This window comes from Streptomyces profundus, assembly GCF_020740535.1.
Classification (GTDB): Bacteria; Actinomycetota; Actinomycetes; order Streptomycetales; family Streptomycetaceae; genus Streptomyces; species Streptomyces profundus.
Genome location: NZ_CP082362.1, coordinates 5,429,634 through 5,445,558, shown reverse-complemented (window position 1 = coordinate 5,445,558; position 15,925 = coordinate 5,429,634). Strand labels below are relative to the sequence as shown.

Sequence of the window (15,925 nt, the reverse complement as noted above, 5' to 3'; positions counted from 1 at the left end):
AACGTGATGGCGGCCGTCAGCGGTGCTCGGCCTTGGCGGTTCGCGACATCAGCTCCTCGACCGCGACCTGGGGCGAGGTGCCCTCGTGCACGATGCCCACCACCGTCTCCGTGATCGGCATCTCGACGCCGTGACGGCGCGCCAGATCCAGCACCGAACGGCAGGACTTGACGCCCTCGGCGGTCTGCCGGGTGACCGCGATGGTCTCGGCCACCGTCATGCCACGGCCCAGGTTGTTGCCGAAGGTGTTGTTGCGGGAGAGCGGGGAGGAGCAGGTGGCGATCAGGTCGCCCATGCCGGCGAGGCCGGCGAACGTCTTGGGGTCGGCGCCCATCGCCAGGCCGAGGCGGGAGGTCTCCGCGAGCCCCCGAGTCATCAGCGACGCCTTGGTGTTGTCGCCCAGGCCCATCCCGTCGGCGATGCCCACGGCCAACGCGATCACGTTCTTGACCGCGCCGCCCAGCTCGCAGCCGACCACGTCGGTGTTGGTGTACGGCCGGAAGTACGGCGTGTGGCAGGCGGCCTGGAGCCGGCGGGCGACCGCCTCGTCCGGGCAGGCGACCACGGCGGCGGCGGGCTGACGTTGGGCGATCTCGGGCGCGAGGTTGGGCCCGGAGAGCACGGCGACCCGCTCGGCGGGCACGGCGGCGACCTCCTGGATCACCTCGCTCATCCGCTTGGCCGTGCCCAGTTCGACGCCCTTCATCAGCGAGACCAGCACGGCGTGCGGCGGCAGGCCGGCACCCCACTCCGCGAGGTTCTCCCTGACGGTCTGTGACGGCACCGACAGCCAGGCGAACTCGGCGTCGCGCGCCGCCTCGGCGGGGTCGGTGGTGGCGCGGACGCCGTCCGGCAGCCGCAGCCCCGGCAGGTAGTCCGGATTGAACCGCTCGGAGTTGATGACGTCGGCGACCTCGGCGCGACGTGCCCAGAGCGTCACCTGGCAGCCGGCGTCGGCCAGGATGGCGGCGAACGCGGTCCCCCAGGAACCGCTGCCGTAGACGGCGACCTGTGTCACTCGGCTTTCTCCTTGTCGGACGTGCTCCGCTGGTCCGGCCGCGGCTGCGGGGTCCTGCGGTACACAAAACGCTCCGTCGGCGGTGTCTCCTGCCTGACCTCGGCGAGCAGTGCGGTGATGGCCTCCATGATCCTGTCAGTGATCTCGCGCAACCGCTCCACGGTCGGCTCCAGACCGTAGAACTCCTCCAGGTCCACCGGGTCGCCGGCCACCACGATCAGTGTCTTGCGCGGCAGCAGCCGCAGCCGCCGCGTCTTGGCGTAGGGCGGCATCGCCTCGTGGGCGCCCCACTGCGCGACCGGGATCACGGGAGCCCGGGTGGCCATGGCGACCCGGGCCGCACCCGTCTTGCCCTCCATCGGCCAGAGCGCCGGATCGCGGGTGAGGGTGCCCTCCGGGTAGAACGCGACGCACTCGCCCTGGTGGACGGCGGCCACCGCGGCCCGGAACGCGTCGGCGGCGTCGTTGCTCTCCCGGTAGACGGGGATCTGCCGGGTGCCCCGCATGAACCGGCCGACCATCCCCCGCTGGAACAGCACGTTCTTGGCGAGGAATCGTGGCACGCGCCCGGTGTTGTACTGGTAGTGGGCATACGAGAGCGGGTCGAGATACGAGTTGTGATTCACCACGGTGATGAATCCGCCGGCAGCTGGAATATGCCTCATTCCGCGCCAGTCCTGCTTGAAGAAGATCCGCAGCAGCGGTTTTACCAGAATTGCTGCCAGCCGGTACCAGAAGCCGATTCTGCGGCGAGACACTCAGACACCATCTCCTCTTGCACTGTTCCGGCGCGGTCCGCTGGGGACAGCCGCACAAGTGTGGCCCTGGGTCAGGGGACTGTCCAGCGCCTCGCCGCCGCGCCACCACCGTCTCTTGGCACCCTAGTCCGCGCCGTCCTCGCCCACCGCACGGGTGTGCGGAGAGCCCGCGCCGACCGGCTCCCGGGCCAGCCTCCCGAGCCCGCCCGACGCGAGGGAGAATGACCCGATGCGCCACTCCGACTGGGCCCTTGTCGTTCCGCTGAAGCCGCTGTGGCGCGCCAAGAGCAGGCTGGCCGACGCGGTCGGGGACGCCGGCAGGCGCACGCTGGCGCTGGCCTTCGCCGAGGACACGGTGGGCGCGGCGCTGGCCTGCCCCGCGGTGCGGAATGTGGCGGTTGTCACGGATGATCCGCTGGCGGCGCGACGGCTGGGCGCGCTCGGCGCGCTGGTCGTCGCCGACGAGCCGGCGGCCGGGTTGAACGCGGCGCTGGCCCATGGCGCCGCGCTGCTGCGGGCGCGGGACGCCCAGCTGCCGGTGGCGGCGCTCAACGCCGATCTGCCCGCGCTGCGGTCCGCCGAGTTGTCGAGGGTGCTGGCCGCCGCCGAGGAGCACGGGCGGAGCTTCCTGCCGGACGCGGCCGGCGTCGGCACCACGCTGCTCGCCGCCCGGGGCCAGGAGGCGCTGGCCCCCGCGTTCGGCGGCCCTTCCCGGGCGCGTCACCGCGCTTCAGGGGCCGTCGAGTTGCCGCTGACCGGGGTGGACAGCGTGCGCAGGGACGTGGACACCGGCGCCGACCTGGCGGTGGCGCTGCGGCTGGGCGTCGGCCCGCGCACGGCGCGGCGCCTGGACGAACTGCGCGACGCGTCCGCCTCATTGAGCCCGTCGGGCTGATCCCGCGCCCCGCCCGGGCCGGGCGGGGGAGCGGAACCTCTGGGGAGGGCTCAGAACGTCTGGAGGGTCAGAAACGTGACCCGGCGCGCCGCTCCCTCGCCGGCCACCTCGATCCGCAGCCGCTGCCCCGGCCTGACCAGGCGCAGGCCGCCGGCGTCGAAGGCGGCGGCGTCGAACTCCAGCGGCGTCCCGTCGTCGAGCAGCACGCTGCCGGCGCGGGTGGCCGGGTCGAAGGTGTACGCGGTGGCCTGCATGGGGCGAGCCTAACCGGTGGCCCGGCTCGGGAGAACAGCTGCGGGCCGGGCTCCTGACAGGGAGTCCGGCCCGCGGGCGGCCGTGCGGCGATGACCGTCACTTGCGGCGCGAGGTGGCCTTCTTGGCGGTGGTCGCACGGGACGACGCCCGCTTGGCCGGAGCCTTCTTCGCGGTCGTCTTCTTGGCCGGTGCCTTCTTGGCGGTGGCCTTCTTGGTGGTGGACTTCTTGGCCGTCGACTTCTTGGCGGCGGCGCTGCGGCTGGTGGTCTTCTTCGCCGTCGCCGTCCGCTTGGCCGTCGACTTCTTGGCGGCGGCCTTCTTGGTCGCGGCCTTCTTGGTGGTGGTGCCACCACCCGAAAGGCTGCCCTTGGGAGCCTTCTTCACGGCGACATCGTTCTTGGGGAGCTTCTTCGTCCCCGAGACCAGGTCCTTGAACCCCTGACCGGCGCGGAAGCGCGGCACGGAGGTCTTCTTGACCCGAACCCGCTCGCCGGTCTGCGGGTTGCGCGCATAGCGGGCCGGCCGGTCGACCTTCTCGAACGAACCGAAGCCGGTGACCGAAACCCGCTCACCCGAGACCACCGAGCGGATGATGGCGTCGAGCACGATATCGACGGCATCGGCCGCCTGCTGACGACCACCGAGCTTGTCCGCAATCGCTTCTACGAGTTGCGCCTTGTTCACGTCTTCCCCTTCGCAGGCATTGCTGGAACGAATGTGTTCAAGCTTTTTCGCACGTTAGGCAGATATATTCCGCAAATCAAACGCGAAACGGGCGAATCACCCTTGTGTCGCAACGAACTCGCCCCGTCACGAAGCTCCGTCACGGCCGCCGGTGACGTCCGAGGGCAGTCGACCCTCGTCGACGTCCGCCATCAGTCGCTCCAGCCGGCGCGCCGCGCCCGGCAGATCCCGCTTGGTCGCCGCGGTGATGACCAGCAGCTTCCGAGCCAGGGCCTGCCGTACGTCCTCGGGCACTTGCAGCTCCCGCACCGTCCGGTGCGCGTCCTTCAGTCGAGCGGCGACGCGATCGTAGAGTTCGAGTTGACCGTCGCGTTCCATGCGGCCGATTGTGCCACCTTGGGCCGGTTATCGCCCCCTAAGCCCCCCAACGCCCGTGTCGCGCTTGCGATCACGGCTGCGCCCCCGCCGGTCGAACCGACGGGGGCGCGGGTGTCGACGAAACGTCAGACGGCCTGTGTACGGGGCTTGTAGGCGGGGCGGGCGGCCTCGAAGGCGGCGACGTCCGGCTCGTGCCTGAGGGTGAGGCTGATGTCGTCCAGGCCCTCCAACAAACGCCAACGAGCGTTCTCGTCAAGATCGAAATCGGCCTCGATCCCGGGCGCGGTGACCTTGCGCGCGACCAGGTCGACCGTCACCTCGCTGGCCGGCTCCCGCTCCGCCAGCTCCCAGAGCGCGTCCACCGTGGACTGCGGGAGAACGACCGTCAACAGGCCGTTCTTCAGGGAGTTGCCACGGAAGATATCGGCGAAGCGTGGCGAGATGACCGCCTTGAAGCCGAAGTTCTGAAGGGCCCAGACGGCGTGCTCCCGGGAGGAGCCCGTGCCGAAGTCCGCCCCGGCCACCAGCACCGAGGCGCCCTGGTAAGCCGGCTGGTTGAGGACGAACTCCGGGTCCCTGCGCCAGGACTCGAACAGACCGTCCTCGAAACCGTCCCTGGTGACCTTCTTCAGCCAGTGCGCCGGGATGATCTGGTCGGTGTCCACGTTGCCGCGCCGCAGCGGAACGGCCCGGCCGGTGTGGGTGGTGAAAGCTTCCATGGGTCAGACCTCCACGGGGGTCGGGACATCGGCCAGATCGGCTGGGGACGCGAGACGGCCGGTGATCGCGGTGGCTGCGGCGACCTGCGGCGAGACCAGGTGCGTACGACCACCCTTGCCCTGCCGGCCCTCGAAGTTGCGGTTGGAGGTGGAGGCGCAGCGCTCCCCGGGGGAGAGTTGGTCCGGGTTCATGCCCAGGCACATCGAACAGCCGGCGTGCCGCCACTCGGCGCCGGCGGCCGTGAACACCTTGTCGAGCCCCTCCTCCACCGCCTGGAGCGCGACCCGAACGGAGCCGGGCACCACGAGCATCCGCAGCCCTTCGGCGAGCTGACGGCCGCGCAACACCTCGGCGGCCGAGCGCAGATCCTCGATCCGGCCGTTGGTGCAGGAGCCGACGAAGACGGTGTCGATGGCGATCTCCCGCAGCCGCTGGCCGGCGGTGAGACCCATGTACTCCAGGGCCTTCTCGGCGGCGAGACGCGCGCTGGGGTCGTCGTAGGAGGCCGGGTCCGGCACGGCCTCGGAGAGCGGCGCGCCCTGGCCCGGGTTGGTGCCCCAGGTGACGAAGGGGGCCAGCTCGGCGCCGTCGATCACCACCTCGTGGTCGAAGACGGCGTCGTCGTCGGTGCGCAGCGTCTGCCAGTAGGCGACGGCCTCGTCCCAGTCGGCGCCCCCGGGGGCGTGGTCCCGACCGCGCAGATAGGCGAAGGTGGTGGCGTCGGGCGCGATCATGCCCGCCCTGGCCCCGGCCTCGATCGACATGTTGCAGATGGTCATCCGGGCCTCCATCGAGAGCTTCTCGATGGCCTCGCCCCGGTACTCGATCACATAGCCCTGACCGCCGCCCGTGCCGATCCTGGCGATGATGGCGAGGATCAGGTCCTTGGCGGTGACGCCGGCGGGCAGTTCGCCGGTCACCGTGACGGCCATCGTCCGGAACGGGGCCAACGGCAACGTCTGGGTGGCCAGCACATGCTCCACCTGGCTGGTGCCGATGCCGAAGGCCAGCGCGCCGAAGGCGCCGTGGGTGGAGGTGTGGCTGTCGCCGCAGACCACGGTGGTTCCCGGCTGTGTCAATCCCAACTGCGGGCCGACGACATGGACGACGCCCTGCTCGGCGTCGCCCAGCGAGTGCAGCCGGACCCCGAACTCGGCGCAGTTCTTGCGCAGGGTCTCCAGCTGGGTCCTGGAGACCGGGTCGGCGATCGGCTTGTCGATGTCCAGCGTCGGGGTGTTGTGGTCCTCGGTGGCGATGGTGAGGTCCGTGCGACGCACCCGACGGCCGCTCTTGCGCAGCCCGTCGAACGCCTGCGGGCTGGTGACCTCGTGCAGTAGATGGAGGTCGATGTACAGCAGGTCGGGCTCGCCCTCCGCCCGTCGGACGACATGGTCGTCCCAGACTTTCTCCGCCAGTGTCCGTCCCATCGTGTCTCCTCCGGCCTCACGCTGGTCTGGGCCGCCGCTGTAACGCACCCCCGCGCACGCGAGGCGGCCATGGTCCGCGAGATGCCGCGGCGCACCTCACCAAGGGTGGCGCTTTCTTCGGGGATATGAACTTGCGTTTCACAGTGTGAGACGCGAGTATCGTTTCATGGACAACTCTAGTGGCGACTCCAGTGGGGTGGGTGTACTCGACAAGGCGGCCCTGGTTCTGGGTGCCCTGGAGTCGGGCCCGGCCACCCTGGCGGGCCTGGTCGCGGCGACCGGGCTCGCGCGGCCCACGGCCCATCGGATGGCGGTGGCCCTCGAATACCACCGCCTGCTGGCGCGGGACATGCAGGGCCGCTTCGTGCTCGGGCCCAGGCTCGCCGAGCTGGCGGCTGCGGCCGGCGAGGACCGGCTGTTGGCCACGGCCGGGCCGGTGTTGACACATCTGCGCGATATCACGGGCGAGAGCGCGCAGCTCTATCGGCGCCAGGGCGATCGGCGGATCTGCGTGGCCGCGGCCGAGCGCCTCTCCGGGCTGCGGGACACCGTGCCCGTGGGCTCCACACTGCCGATGAAGGCCGGCTCGGCGGCCCAGATCCTGCTGGCCTGGGAGGAGCCCGAGCGGCTCCACCACGGGCTTCAGGGGGCACGCTTCACCGCCACGGCGCTCTCCGGGGTGCGGCGGCGCGGCTGGGCCCAGTCCATCGGCGAACGCGAGCCGGGCGTCGCCTCCGTCTCCGCCCCCGTGCGCGGCCCGTCCAACCGCGTGGTGGCCGCCGTCTCCGTCTCGGGGCCGATCGAGCGGCTCAGCCGCCACCCCGGCCGGATGCACGCCCAGGCGCTCCTGGAGGCCGCCGGGCGGCTCACCGAGGCCCTCAGGCGCGGCACCACCCTCTGAGGCCGGGCCCGGGCCCCTGAGGAGAAGGCTCCGGGCGCGAAGTCAGCCCCGGGCGGGCGCGACGCCCTCCCCGCGCACCTGATGCCCCAGCCGGTTGGCCAGCCGCTCGCCTCGCGCGGCTATCGGCTCCAGCCCGGTGGCCGCGCCCAGGCCGCTCGGCGGGAGGTTGACATAGAACGACTCGGCGGCGCCCGCGGGAACCACGAACGTCTCGTGCCAGAAGCCGACCCGCGCCCCGGCGCGCAGCCGGCGGTTCAGCTGACCCCAGGCCGGGCGGTGCTCCCCCTCGGTGTCCGAGGCGTACGCGGTCAAGCACTCCAGGGACGACCAGTACTGCAGCACGGTGATCTCCCTCGGCGACCCGAAGACCAGCCGATAGCCGAGCATGCCGCGCTCCTTCTCGCGGGACAGCTCGCGCAGCATCCGCGGCATCGCGCGGAACACCGGCAGCCACGAGCGCGGGCGCCAGAAGCTGTTGATCCGCATGCCGACGAGGAACACCACCAGCTCCCCCTCGGCCTTGGCCGTCATGCGCTCCTTGATGATCTGATCCGCCATCCCGCTCCCCTGCCACTCACGCGGCCACAGCCCCGACGCCCGTCGGATAGTGCCGCTATCCATGCTTAGATAGTGGCACTATCCGGCGGTGGACGCAAGGGGGCCCAGGCCGATGAGGCTGTCCGAACTGAGCGCGCGCGGCGGCGTGTCCGTGCCGACGATCAAGTTCTATCTGCGCGAGGGCCTGCTCCCCCCGGGGCGGCGGATCAGCAGCACGCAGGCCGAGTACGACGAGGAGCATCTGCGGCGCCTCGCCCTGGTGCGCGCCCTGATCCAGGTGGGCCGGATGTCGGTGGCCGGCGCGCGCGAGGTCCTGTCGGCGCTGAACGACCCCGATCTCGACGAGATCTCCCAGATGGGGAAGGCGGTCGCCGGGCTGCCGCAGCCGCTGCCGCCCGCCGGGGACGACGGCGCCGCCAGGACCGCGGAGGAGAGCGCGCGCGAGGTGCAGCGGCGGCTCGGCTGGCGGGTCGTCCCCGAGAACCCGGCCCATCAGACGCTGGTCTCCGCGCTCAGCGCCCTGGAGCGGCTCGGCTTCCCCTGCGACGACGCGGCGTTGCTGCCCTACGCCGAGTTGGCCGAGCGGCTCGCCGAACACGAGGTGGCGCTGATCGACACCTTCCACGAGCCGACCACGCGCCTTGAGGCGGTGGTCGCGCTCACCGTGCTCTACGAGCCGGTGCTGCTCAGCCTGCGGCGGCTGGCCCAGGCCGAGCAGGCCACCCGGCGGTTCGCCGGCGGCCCCGCCGATGCCGCGCCGGACGCCTGAGCGCCGGCGCGGCGGCGTCCGTCACGCCGCGCCACAACGAGCAAGCGGCCCGCGTCACTTGGGACGCGAGCCGCTTGCTCGATCATGTACCCCCGACCGGATTCGAACCGGCGCTACCGCCTTGAGAGGGCGGCGTGCTAGGCCGCTACACAACGGGGGCCCACGCAGATCCCTGAGGATCCGTACCCCCGACCGGATTCGAACCGGCGCTACTGCCTTGAGAGGGCAGCGTGCTAGGCCGCTACACAACGGGGGCGTGATCTTGCGAACCGCTGAATACAAGATCGTGCTGGGCTACCAGGACTCGAACCTAGACTAACTGAACCAGAATCAGTCGTGCTGCCAATTACACCATAGCCCACCAAACCGCAACCTCCCGAAGGAGGTTTTGCTTGGTTGGCCGCTGATTTCCGGGTGTTGAGCCCCTCAGCGGCAGAAAGAACACTACCCGATGGGGGACGGTGCACCAAAACGAGATGGCGTCCGGGACCGTCCCCCCGCCGGCTAGTCCGCCCGCCCGGCCAGTGTGGCCAGCGCGGCGTCCACCCGGGACAGCGTCCGCTCCCGTCCCAGGGCCTCAAGCGACTCGAAGAGCGGCAGGCCCACCGTCCGCCCCGTGACCGACACCCGCAGCGGGGCCTGGGCCTTGCCGAGCTTCAGGCCGTGCTCGGCGCCCGCGGCCAGGACGGCCTCCTTGAGCGGCTCGGCGGCCCAGTCGGGCAGGCCGGCCAGCCGCTCCCTGATGGTGCCCAGCACCTCCCCCGCGCCCGGCTTCATGGCCTTGGCCCAGGACGCCTCGTCGAAGACCGGCTCAGGCAGGAACAGGAAGTCCACGTTGTCGGCGATGTCGGAGAGCACCGTGACCCGGGTCTGGGCCAGCGCCGCCAGGGACTCGAAGGCCACCGGATCGAAGTCCTCAGGCTTCCAGGGCGCGTGCGGCGCCCGCAGCCAGGGCTCGCACGCCTGGACGAACTCGGCGGTCGACAGCCGCTCCCTGATGTGGGTGGCGTTGATGGCCTCGGCCTTCTTCAGGTCGAAGCGGGCCGGGTTGGCGTTCACCGCGCCGATCTCGAAGGCGGCGACCAGCTCGTCGAGCCCGAAGACGTCCCGGTCCTCGGCGAGCGACCAGCCCAGCAGCGCCAGGTAGTTGAGCAGGCCCTCGGGCAGGAAGCCACGGTCCCGGTAGAGGTTGAGCGAGGACTGCGGATCGCGCTTGGAGAGCTTCTTGTTGCCCTCACCCATCACATACGGCAGATGCCCGAACTCGGGCACCCGCCCGTTGCCCACGCCGATCTCCGCCAGCGCGTGGTAGAGCGCGATCTGCCGGGGCGTGGAGGACAGCAGGTCCTCGCCGCGCAGCACATGGGTGATCTCCATCAACGCGTCGTCCACCGGGTTCACCAGGGTGTAGAGCGGCGCGCCGTTGGCCCGGACGATCCCGTAGTCGGTGACGTTCTCCGGGGCGAACGTCAGCTCGCCCCGGACCAGGTCGGTGAACGTGATGGGGGTGTCCGGCATCCGGAAGCGGACGATGGGCTCGCGCCCCTGGGCCCGGTAGGCGGCCACCCGCTCCTCGCTCAGCGACCGGCAGGCGCCGTCGTAGCCCGAGGCGCGGCCCGCCGCCCTGGCGGCCTCGCGCCGGGTGGTCAACTCCTCGGGGGTGCAGTAGCAGTGGTAGGCGTGCCCGGCGGCCAGCAGCCGCTCGACCACCTCGGCGTAGCGGTCCATCCGCTCGGACTGCCGGTAGGGCCCGTGCGGGCCGCCCACCTCGGGGCCCTCGTCCCAGTCGAGACCGAGCCAGCGCAGCGAGTCCAGCAGCGCCAGATAGGACTCCTCGGAGTCCCTGGCGGCGTCGGTGTCCTCGATCCGCAGCACCAGGGCACCGCCGTTGTGGCGGGCGAAGGCCCAGTTGAAGAGGGCCGTGCGGACCAGCCCCACATGCGGGTTGCCGGTCGGCGAGGGGCAGAAGCGGACGCGTACGTCAGTCACGGCGCACCACCTTGTTGGTCAGCGTGCCGATGCCCTCGATGCTGACGGCGACCGTGTCGCCCACCCGCACCGGACCGACGCCGGCCGGGGTTCCGGTGAGAATGACGTCCTGCGGGAGCAGGGTCATCGACTCCGTGATGTGCACAATCAGATCCTCCACCGAGCGCACCATCTCGCTGGTGCGCCCCAACTGTCGCTGTTCGCCGTTGACCGTGCACATGATGGCCAGGTCCTTCGGGTCGAGTTCGGTCTCGATCCAGGGGCCGAGCGGGCAGGAGTTGTCGAAGCCCTTGGCCCTGGCCCACTGGCTCTCCCGCTGCTGGAGATCGCGCGCGGTGAGGTCGTTGGCGCAGGTGTAGCCGAGGATCACCTCGTGCGCGCGCTCCCTGGGGACGTCGCGGCACAGCCGCCCGATGACCACCGCCAGCTCGGCCTCGTGGTGCACATCCGAGGAGATCGAGGGGTAGCCGATCTCGTCACCCGAGCCGATCACCGAGGTGGAGGGCTTGAAGAAAGTGACGGGCACCTCGGGGACCTCGTTCCCCAGCTCCCGCGCGTGCTCGGCGTAGTTGCGGCCGATGGCCACGACCTTGCTGGGCAGCACCGGCGGAAGCAGCCTGACCTTGTCCAGCGGCACACGGTGCCCTGAGCGTTCGAAGTCGGCGAACGGGTGGCCCTTGATGATGTCGAGCTGGAGGCCACCCTCGTCGGTTGGCTCCCCCTCCACCACACCGAATCCGACGGTGCCGTCGATGGAGAATCTGGCGATGCGCACGGCGGGTCGTCCCTCACTGGCCCGCGGGCGGACCGCGGACCCCTAGCTGAGCCCGAACTACTGCGGGCCCAAGCCTAGGACACCCCGGAGGCGGCGAGGGACGCTGCCTCCCGAACCGCGCGTCCGGGAGGCGGCCGGGAGATCAGCGCAGGCGCGCCATCAGCGCGTGCTCGACCAGCGTGATCAGGCCGCTCTTGGCCTCGGCGCGGTGGCGGGCGTCGGTGGTGATGATCGGGGCGTCGGGGCCGATCTGGAGGGCCTCGCGGACCTCCTCCGGCGAATAGGGCTGGTGGCCGTCGAAGCCGTTGAGCGCGATCACGAACGGCAGGCCGCTGTTCTCGAAGTAGTCCACGGCCGGGAAGCAGTCCGCCAGCCGCCGCGTGTCCACCAGCACGATCGCCCCGATCGCACCCCGCACCAGGTCGTCCCACATGAACCAGAAGCGGTCCTGCCCCGGCGTACCGAACAGGTACAGGATCAGATCCTGGTCCAGCGTGATACGACCGAAGTCCATCGCGACCGTGGTCGTGGTCTTGTTCCCCGTGTGCGTCAGATCGTCGATCCCCGCCGACGCCGAAGTCATCACCGCCTCGGTCCGCAGCGGGTTGATCTCCGAAACCGCGCCCACGAACGTGGTCTTGCCCACGCCGAACCCGCCCGCGATCACGATCTTCGCGGACGTGGTCGAACGGGACGGCGCGGAAAGACCCGCCTCGTTAGAGCTTGCGAAGTCCACTGAGCACCCTTTCGAGCAGTGTCACATCTGGCTGACCGCCGGGCTCCCCGTCATGGCCCGGCTGATGGATGGCGACAAGCCCGGCCTCGGCCAGGTCGGCCACCAGAATCCGGGCGACTCCGAGCGGGATGGCGAGCAGCGCGGAGACCTCGGCCACCGACTTCACCTCGTAGCACAGCTGGCAGATCCGTTGGTGCTCGGGCAGCTGCCCTTGCAGCCGCATCGGATCGGCGGTGGTGCTCACCAGCGCCTCGATCGCCAGCTGGTAACGCGGCCTGGTGCGGCCACCGGTCATCGCGTACGGGCGCACCAGCGGCTGTGGTGCCTCACCGTCCTGCGGGCGCCGACGGCCTGAGGACTGCGACGCCGACCAGTCGTCGCCCGAGGCCGCGGCCTCCGGCCTTCGCCTGGCGCCGGATCCCGTCGGATGGGCGGCCCCTGACGGGGTACCGGGCCGCGCCTCGTGGTGCGGCGTCTGCGGTCGCCCGGAGGAGGGACGCTGGTCGGCGCGCGGCGGCTGCTGCCCCGGCACCGGCCCTCGCTGTCCGCCGCTGGGCGCGGAGGGGAAGTTGAAGCGCCCCGAGCGCCCGCCGTCGTGCGGCTGCCCTGGGTACTCGTCACCGTATGGTCCGCCTGAGGGCGTTGCCACAATTCCTCCTCCGACTGCCTTCGCTGTCCACGGATACCGCGTTCACCGTTAAACCACGTCCCCGCACCTTATGATGCGCGGCTCCAATCCGCACACGGAGCCCGCTAGTTGAGCAGACTTCCCTGGAGTTCCGCACGCAGATCGGGCGTCAGGACCGTACCGGCACGATCCACCAACAACGCCATCTCATAACCCACGAGACCGATATCGGCCTCCGGGTGCGCCAACACCGCCAACGACGAACCGTCGGAGACCGACATGATGAACAGGAAGCCCCGTTCCATCTCGACCACCGTCTGGTTCACCGCACCGCCCTCGAAGATCCGCGAGGCACCCGCGGTCAGCGATGTCAGCCCGGAGGCCACCGCCGCCAACTGATCCGCACGATCCCTCGGGAACCCCTCGGACATCGCCAGAAGAAGACCATCGGCGGACACCACAACCGTGTGCGACACCCCCGGGGTGTTCTCCACGAAACTGGTAATCAACCAGTTGAGGTTCTGCGCCGCCTGGCTCATCGGGCTCACACTAACGCTCCTGCTCGTAGGTGTGACCGGGACCTTGGCCCCGTTCTTCGTTCTGCGCGCCGCGGCCCGAGCCGGCGCCGCGCCCTTGCTGTACTCCGCGCCGCAGGCTGCTCAGCCGGCCGCGGACATCCTGGGGGTCGCGGGAGATCTGCGCTCCACCGGCCCCGGACTCGGCGGGGGAGTGTTCCGTCAGATTGGCCTTGGGCACCCGCTTGGGGAGTCCGACCGGTGTGGTGCCGCCGGTGCGCTCCTCACGGCGCGGCCCGCGTTCCCATCGCGGCTCCTGAGCCGGGGCCTCCCGCTCCGCGCGCTGTGCCGAATCCTCCTCGGGCCGCTGCTGGTTCCGTGGTGTACGACGGGGAAGCCCCTGGTCGTTCGCCGGCCCGTGCTCGGCCGTGACCGGGCCCGACGCAGGGAAGCCTACGCGCTGCGCGGGAATCCCGGGACCACCCTGGCCCGAATCGGCGGCTGGTGGGAAGCCCCCGAACTGCGCGGGGCGCGTGGGAAGGGGGTTTTCCGGCGGTGCGGACTGCCAGGGCGCCTCGCCGGTCTGACCGGTTCCGAACGGGTCCGCCTGGGTGGTCTGTCCGGGCTGGTCGGGCCAGGGGCGGCCGTCCGGCGTCGGCGCGGGATCCTGCTGCCAGGAGCCGGCCACCGGCTGGTCCTGCCAGCCGGGCTCGGCTGCCGGCAGCGGCTGCTGCGGCTGCTGTGGTTGCTGCGGCAGTTGTTGCTGTTGCTGCGGCAGTTGAGCGGGTGGCTGGGGCGCGAGCGGTGGCGGGGCCTCCTGCCTCCGGCCGGCCGGCGCGTCCCCGAAGTAGCGCGAGTCGTCGAAGCCGAGCTCGGCCGCGGTGCGCATCCCGGCCTCGCGCTGGGCGTCGCTGATCTGCCGCGGGTCGGGCATGATCCGGGAGACGGTGAACCGTTCCTCCATGGGCGGCGCCTGGCCGCCACCGCCGCCGTGGGTGATGCCGTCGGGGAGCATGACCAGCGAGGTGGTGCCCGTCTGCTCCCCCGACGGCCGCAGCTGGACCCGGATGCCGTGCCGGGCCGCCAGGCGGCCGACCACGAAGAGGCCCATGCGCTGCGAGATGGCGGCGTCGACGGCCGGCGGGGCGGCCAGCCTGCGGTTGATCTCCGTGAAGTCCTCCTGGCTGAGCCCGATGCCCTTGTCGTGGATCTCGATCATGATCCTGGCGTCGGGCAGCCGGGTGGCCGTGACATTCACCCTGGCCTGCGGCGAGGAGAAGCTGGTGGCGTTCTCCAGCAACTCGGCCAGCAGATGCACGAGGTCGTTGACCACGTCTCCGTGGATCTCGCAGTCGGGAACGCCGCTGGTCTCGATGCGGCTGTAGTCCTCCACCTCGGACGCGGCGGCCCGCAGCACGTCCACCAGCGGCACCGGGCGGTTCCAGCGGTGGTCCAGCTCCTCGCCGGCGAGGACCAGCAGGTTCTCGCCGTTGCGCCGCATACGGGTGGCCAGATGGTCCAGCTTGAAGAGGTGCTCCAGCTGCTCCGGATCGGCCTCGCGGGACTCCAACTCGCTGATCAGCCCCAGCTGCCGCTCGATCAGCCCCTGGTTCCGGCTGGAGAGGTTGGTGAAGATCGCGTTGACGTTGCCGCGCAACAGCGCCTGTTCGGCCGCCAGCCTGACCGCCTCCCGGTGCACCTGGTCGAAGGCGCGGGCGACCTCGCCGATCTCGTCCCTGCTGGCGATCGGGATGGGGGTCACGACGGTGTCGACCTGGCCCGGGTTGACGCGGGAGAGCTGGTCGACGACGGCGGGCAGCCGCTGGCCCGCCACCTCGAAGGCGGCGGTCCGCAGCTTGCGCATGTCGCGGCTCATGGAGCGGGCCATCAGCCCGGCGACCACGAAGGCGAGCAGCAGGGAGGCCAGCACAGCGGCCGAGTTGAGCAGCATGTCGTTGCGCGCTGAGGACGCGATGTCGTTGGCCTCGGCGACCGCCTCGTCGACCAGGTCCTGCTCGATGGTGCGGTAGGCGTCGAACTGCGCGGTGGAGGCGGCGTGCCACGCCTCCGGGGTGAGCCCCAGCTCGGCCAGCTCCTCGGGGGTGGCGCCCGAGGCGATCATCTGCGTCATCTGCGGGAGGCTGTGCGCGTCGGGGGCATTGACGGCGGCGGCGTTCGCCGCCTCGGCGAGCCGCTCCTCCAGGCGCTCCGCGTCCTCGGGGGTGCCGGCCGATGTGTACTCGGCCTGCGCGATCCCCTCCAGGTAGGCGTAGGAGCTGAAGGCGGTCAGCTGGAGCTGGTGCTCCTCGTCGCCCGGCCCGGGGGCGACGAGCAGGCGGGTGCCGATGGAGCGCTGGAGCGAGTTGGCCGCCTTGGACAGGGAGATGGCGTAGACGGTCCGCCCGTAGGTGGTGAGGTTGTCCGCGCCGAGGCCGAGTTCGTTGGCGAAGGACATCAACGGGTGCTGGATGGCGACATAGCCCTCCTCGGTCTGCACACCGGGGAGTTCGTCCGTGTAGGCACGCTGGCGCAGCGCGGAGAGCTGGGGCTCGGTCTCGGTGACGCCCTCCATCCGGTGCAGCAGGCTCTCGGTGTGCGGCGTCTCGTCCCAGCGCTGGTGGAACTCGTCGCGCGCCGCGTTGGTGATCCGGTGCGCCTCGCCGACCGCGGACGCTTCGCGGTTGCCCTCAAGCAGCGGGCGCGCGGTGACGTCCCGTTCGTCGATCAGCGCGTGCGCGTACGCCGTGGAGGAGCGGACGAGCTCGGCGACGAGCTCCGCGTCCTGGGCCTCGCGCCAGGTGCCGTGGGCACCGCTGACCCGCAGGCCGGCCAGGACCAGCGCGATCACCACCGGGATCATCAGGATCGCGTACAGCTTGGTGGCGACCCGCCAGTTGCGCGGGGCGAACCGCGAACCCG

Annotated in this window: 17 protein-coding genes and 3 tRNA genes; 3 read left to right on the top strand and 17 right to left on the bottom strand. The window is 71.0% G+C overall.

Translation table 11 applies throughout. From position 1 onward, the window contains the following. Nucleotides 1-16 precede the first annotated feature (16 nt). Together K4G22_RS24045 and K4G22_RS24040 are read right to left on the bottom strand one after the other, a co-directional pair. On the bottom strand, nt 17-1,018 hold the full coding sequence (locus K4G22_RS24045; protein ID WP_228082425.1) for an NAD(P)H-dependent glycerol-3-phosphate dehydrogenase: 1,002 nt from the start codon (nt 1,016-1,018) through the stop codon (nt 17-19). Beyond that, on the bottom strand, nt 1,015-1,776 hold the full coding sequence (locus K4G22_RS24040; RefSeq protein ID WP_228082424.1) for a lysophospholipid acyltransferase family protein: 762 nt from the start codon (nt 1,774-1,776) through the stop codon (nt 1,015-1,017). Before K4G22_RS24040 ends, K4G22_RS24045 begins: the two co-directional genes overlap by 4 nt. 229 nt (nt 1,777-2,005) lie before the next feature. Here K4G22_RS24040 and cofC point away from each other — a divergent pair, with 229 nt between their 5' ends. Next, the gene (cofC, locus tag K4G22_RS24035) at nt 2,006-2,671 is read left to right on the top strand and encodes a 2-phospho-L-lactate guanylyltransferase (protein WP_228082423.1); all 666 of its coding nucleotides are present in this window, start codon (nt 2,006-2,008) and stop codon (nt 2,669-2,671) included. A gap of 50 nt (nt 2,672-2,721) precedes the next feature. On the opposite strand, the gene K4G22_RS24030 is transcribed toward cofC, so the two are convergent. From K4G22_RS24030 to leuC, 5 genes are all read right to left on the bottom strand, one after another. Next, nucleotides 2,722-2,925 carry a hypothetical protein gene (locus tag K4G22_RS24030; protein ID WP_228082422.1) on the bottom strand — a complete coding sequence of 68 codons (204 nt, stop codon included), beginning with the start codon at nt 2,923-2,925 and terminating at the stop codon, nt 2,722-2,724. A 97-nt stretch (nt 2,926-3,022) separates the two neighbouring features. Further along, complete coding sequence (locus K4G22_RS24025; protein WP_228082421.1) at nt 3,023-3,610, bottom strand: HU family DNA-binding protein; 588 nt, start codon at nt 3,608-3,610, stop codon at nt 3,023-3,025. 126 nt (nt 3,611-3,736) lie between these two features. Then, complete coding sequence (locus K4G22_RS24020) at nt 3,737-3,988, bottom strand: SCO5555 family protein (RefSeq protein WP_228082420.1); 252 nt, start codon at nt 3,986-3,988, stop codon at nt 3,737-3,739. A 125-nt stretch (nt 3,989-4,113) separates the two neighbouring features. Next, nucleotides 4,114-4,707, bottom strand: coding sequence for a 3-isopropylmalate dehydratase small subunit (leuD, locus tag K4G22_RS24015; protein WP_228082419.1), 594 nt, complete (start codon nt 4,705-4,707; stop codon nt 4,114-4,116). 3 nt (nt 4,708-4,710) lie between these two features. Then, a complete protein-coding gene (gene leuC / locus K4G22_RS24010) occupies nt 4,711-6,135 on the bottom strand; it encodes a 3-isopropylmalate dehydratase large subunit (RefSeq protein ID WP_228082418.1) in 1,425 nt (474 codons plus the stop codon). A gap of 166 nt (nt 6,136-6,301) precedes the next feature. On the opposite strand from leuC, the gene K4G22_RS24005 reads away from it, so the two are divergent. Further along, on the top strand, nt 6,302-7,036 hold the full coding sequence (locus K4G22_RS24005) for an IclR family transcriptional regulator (RefSeq protein WP_228082417.1): 735 nt from the start codon (nt 6,302-6,304) through the stop codon (nt 7,034-7,036). A gap of 42 nt (nt 7,037-7,078) precedes the next feature. On the opposite strand, the gene K4G22_RS24000 is transcribed toward K4G22_RS24005, so the two are convergent. After that, the gene (locus K4G22_RS24000) at nt 7,079-7,594 is read right to left on the bottom strand and encodes a DUF4188 domain-containing protein (RefSeq protein ID WP_228082416.1); all 516 of its coding nucleotides are present in this window, start codon (nt 7,592-7,594) and stop codon (nt 7,079-7,081) included. Between the two features lie 112 nt (nt 7,595-7,706). On the opposite strand from K4G22_RS24000, the gene K4G22_RS23995 reads away from it, so the two are divergent. Beyond that, a complete protein-coding gene (locus K4G22_RS23995) occupies nt 7,707-8,363 on the top strand; it encodes a MerR family transcriptional regulator (protein WP_228082415.1) in 657 nt (218 codons plus the stop codon). An 87-nt stretch (nt 8,364-8,450) separates the two neighbouring features. Here K4G22_RS23995 and K4G22_RS23990 read toward each other — a convergent pair. The 9 genes from K4G22_RS23990 to K4G22_RS23950 all read right to left on the bottom strand — a co-directional run bounded on the left by K4G22_RS23990 (nt 8,451) and on the right by K4G22_RS23950 (nt 15,866). Beyond that, a tRNA-Glu gene (locus K4G22_RS23990) sits at nt 8,451-8,523 on the bottom strand. Between the two features lie 23 nt (nt 8,524-8,546). Continuing rightward, nucleotides 8,547-8,619 (bottom strand) — tRNA-Glu (locus tag K4G22_RS23985). Between the two features lie 33 nt (nt 8,620-8,652). Then, a tRNA-Gln gene (locus tag K4G22_RS23980) sits at nt 8,653-8,724 on the bottom strand. A 143-nt stretch (nt 8,725-8,867) separates the two neighbouring features. Further along, entirely contained in the window at nt 8,868-10,352 is a 1,485-nt protein-coding gene (gltX, locus tag K4G22_RS23975) for a glutamate--tRNA ligase (RefSeq protein ID WP_228082414.1), read from the bottom strand. Next, nucleotides 10,345-11,127 (bottom strand): fumarylacetoacetate hydrolase family protein, encoded by a 783-nt coding sequence (locus K4G22_RS23970; protein ID WP_228082413.1) that lies wholly within the window; start codon nt 11,125-11,127, stop codon nt 10,345-10,347. Before K4G22_RS23970 ends, gltX begins: the two co-directional genes overlap by 8 nt. Before the next feature lie 142 nt (nt 11,128-11,269). Next, entirely contained in the window at nt 11,270-11,863 is a 594-nt protein-coding gene (locus K4G22_RS23965) for a GTP-binding protein (RefSeq protein WP_228082412.1), read from the bottom strand. Continuing rightward, nucleotides 11,844-12,512, bottom strand: coding sequence for a DUF742 domain-containing protein (locus K4G22_RS23960; protein WP_425336744.1), 669 nt, complete (start codon nt 12,510-12,512; stop codon nt 11,844-11,846). Before K4G22_RS23960 ends, K4G22_RS23965 begins: the two co-directional genes overlap by 20 nt. 104 nt (nt 12,513-12,616) lie before the next feature. Next, nucleotides 12,617-13,030, bottom strand: a complete 414-nt coding sequence (locus tag K4G22_RS23955; protein WP_228082410.1) for a roadblock/LC7 domain-containing protein — start codon at nt 13,028-13,030, stop codon at nt 12,617-12,619. Between the two features lie 10 nt (nt 13,031-13,040). Then, on the bottom strand, nt 13,041-15,866 hold the full coding sequence (locus K4G22_RS23950; RefSeq protein WP_228084213.1) for a sensor histidine kinase: 2,826 nt from the start codon (nt 15,864-15,866) through the stop codon (nt 13,041-13,043). Nucleotides 15,867-15,925 lie beyond the last annotated feature (59 nt).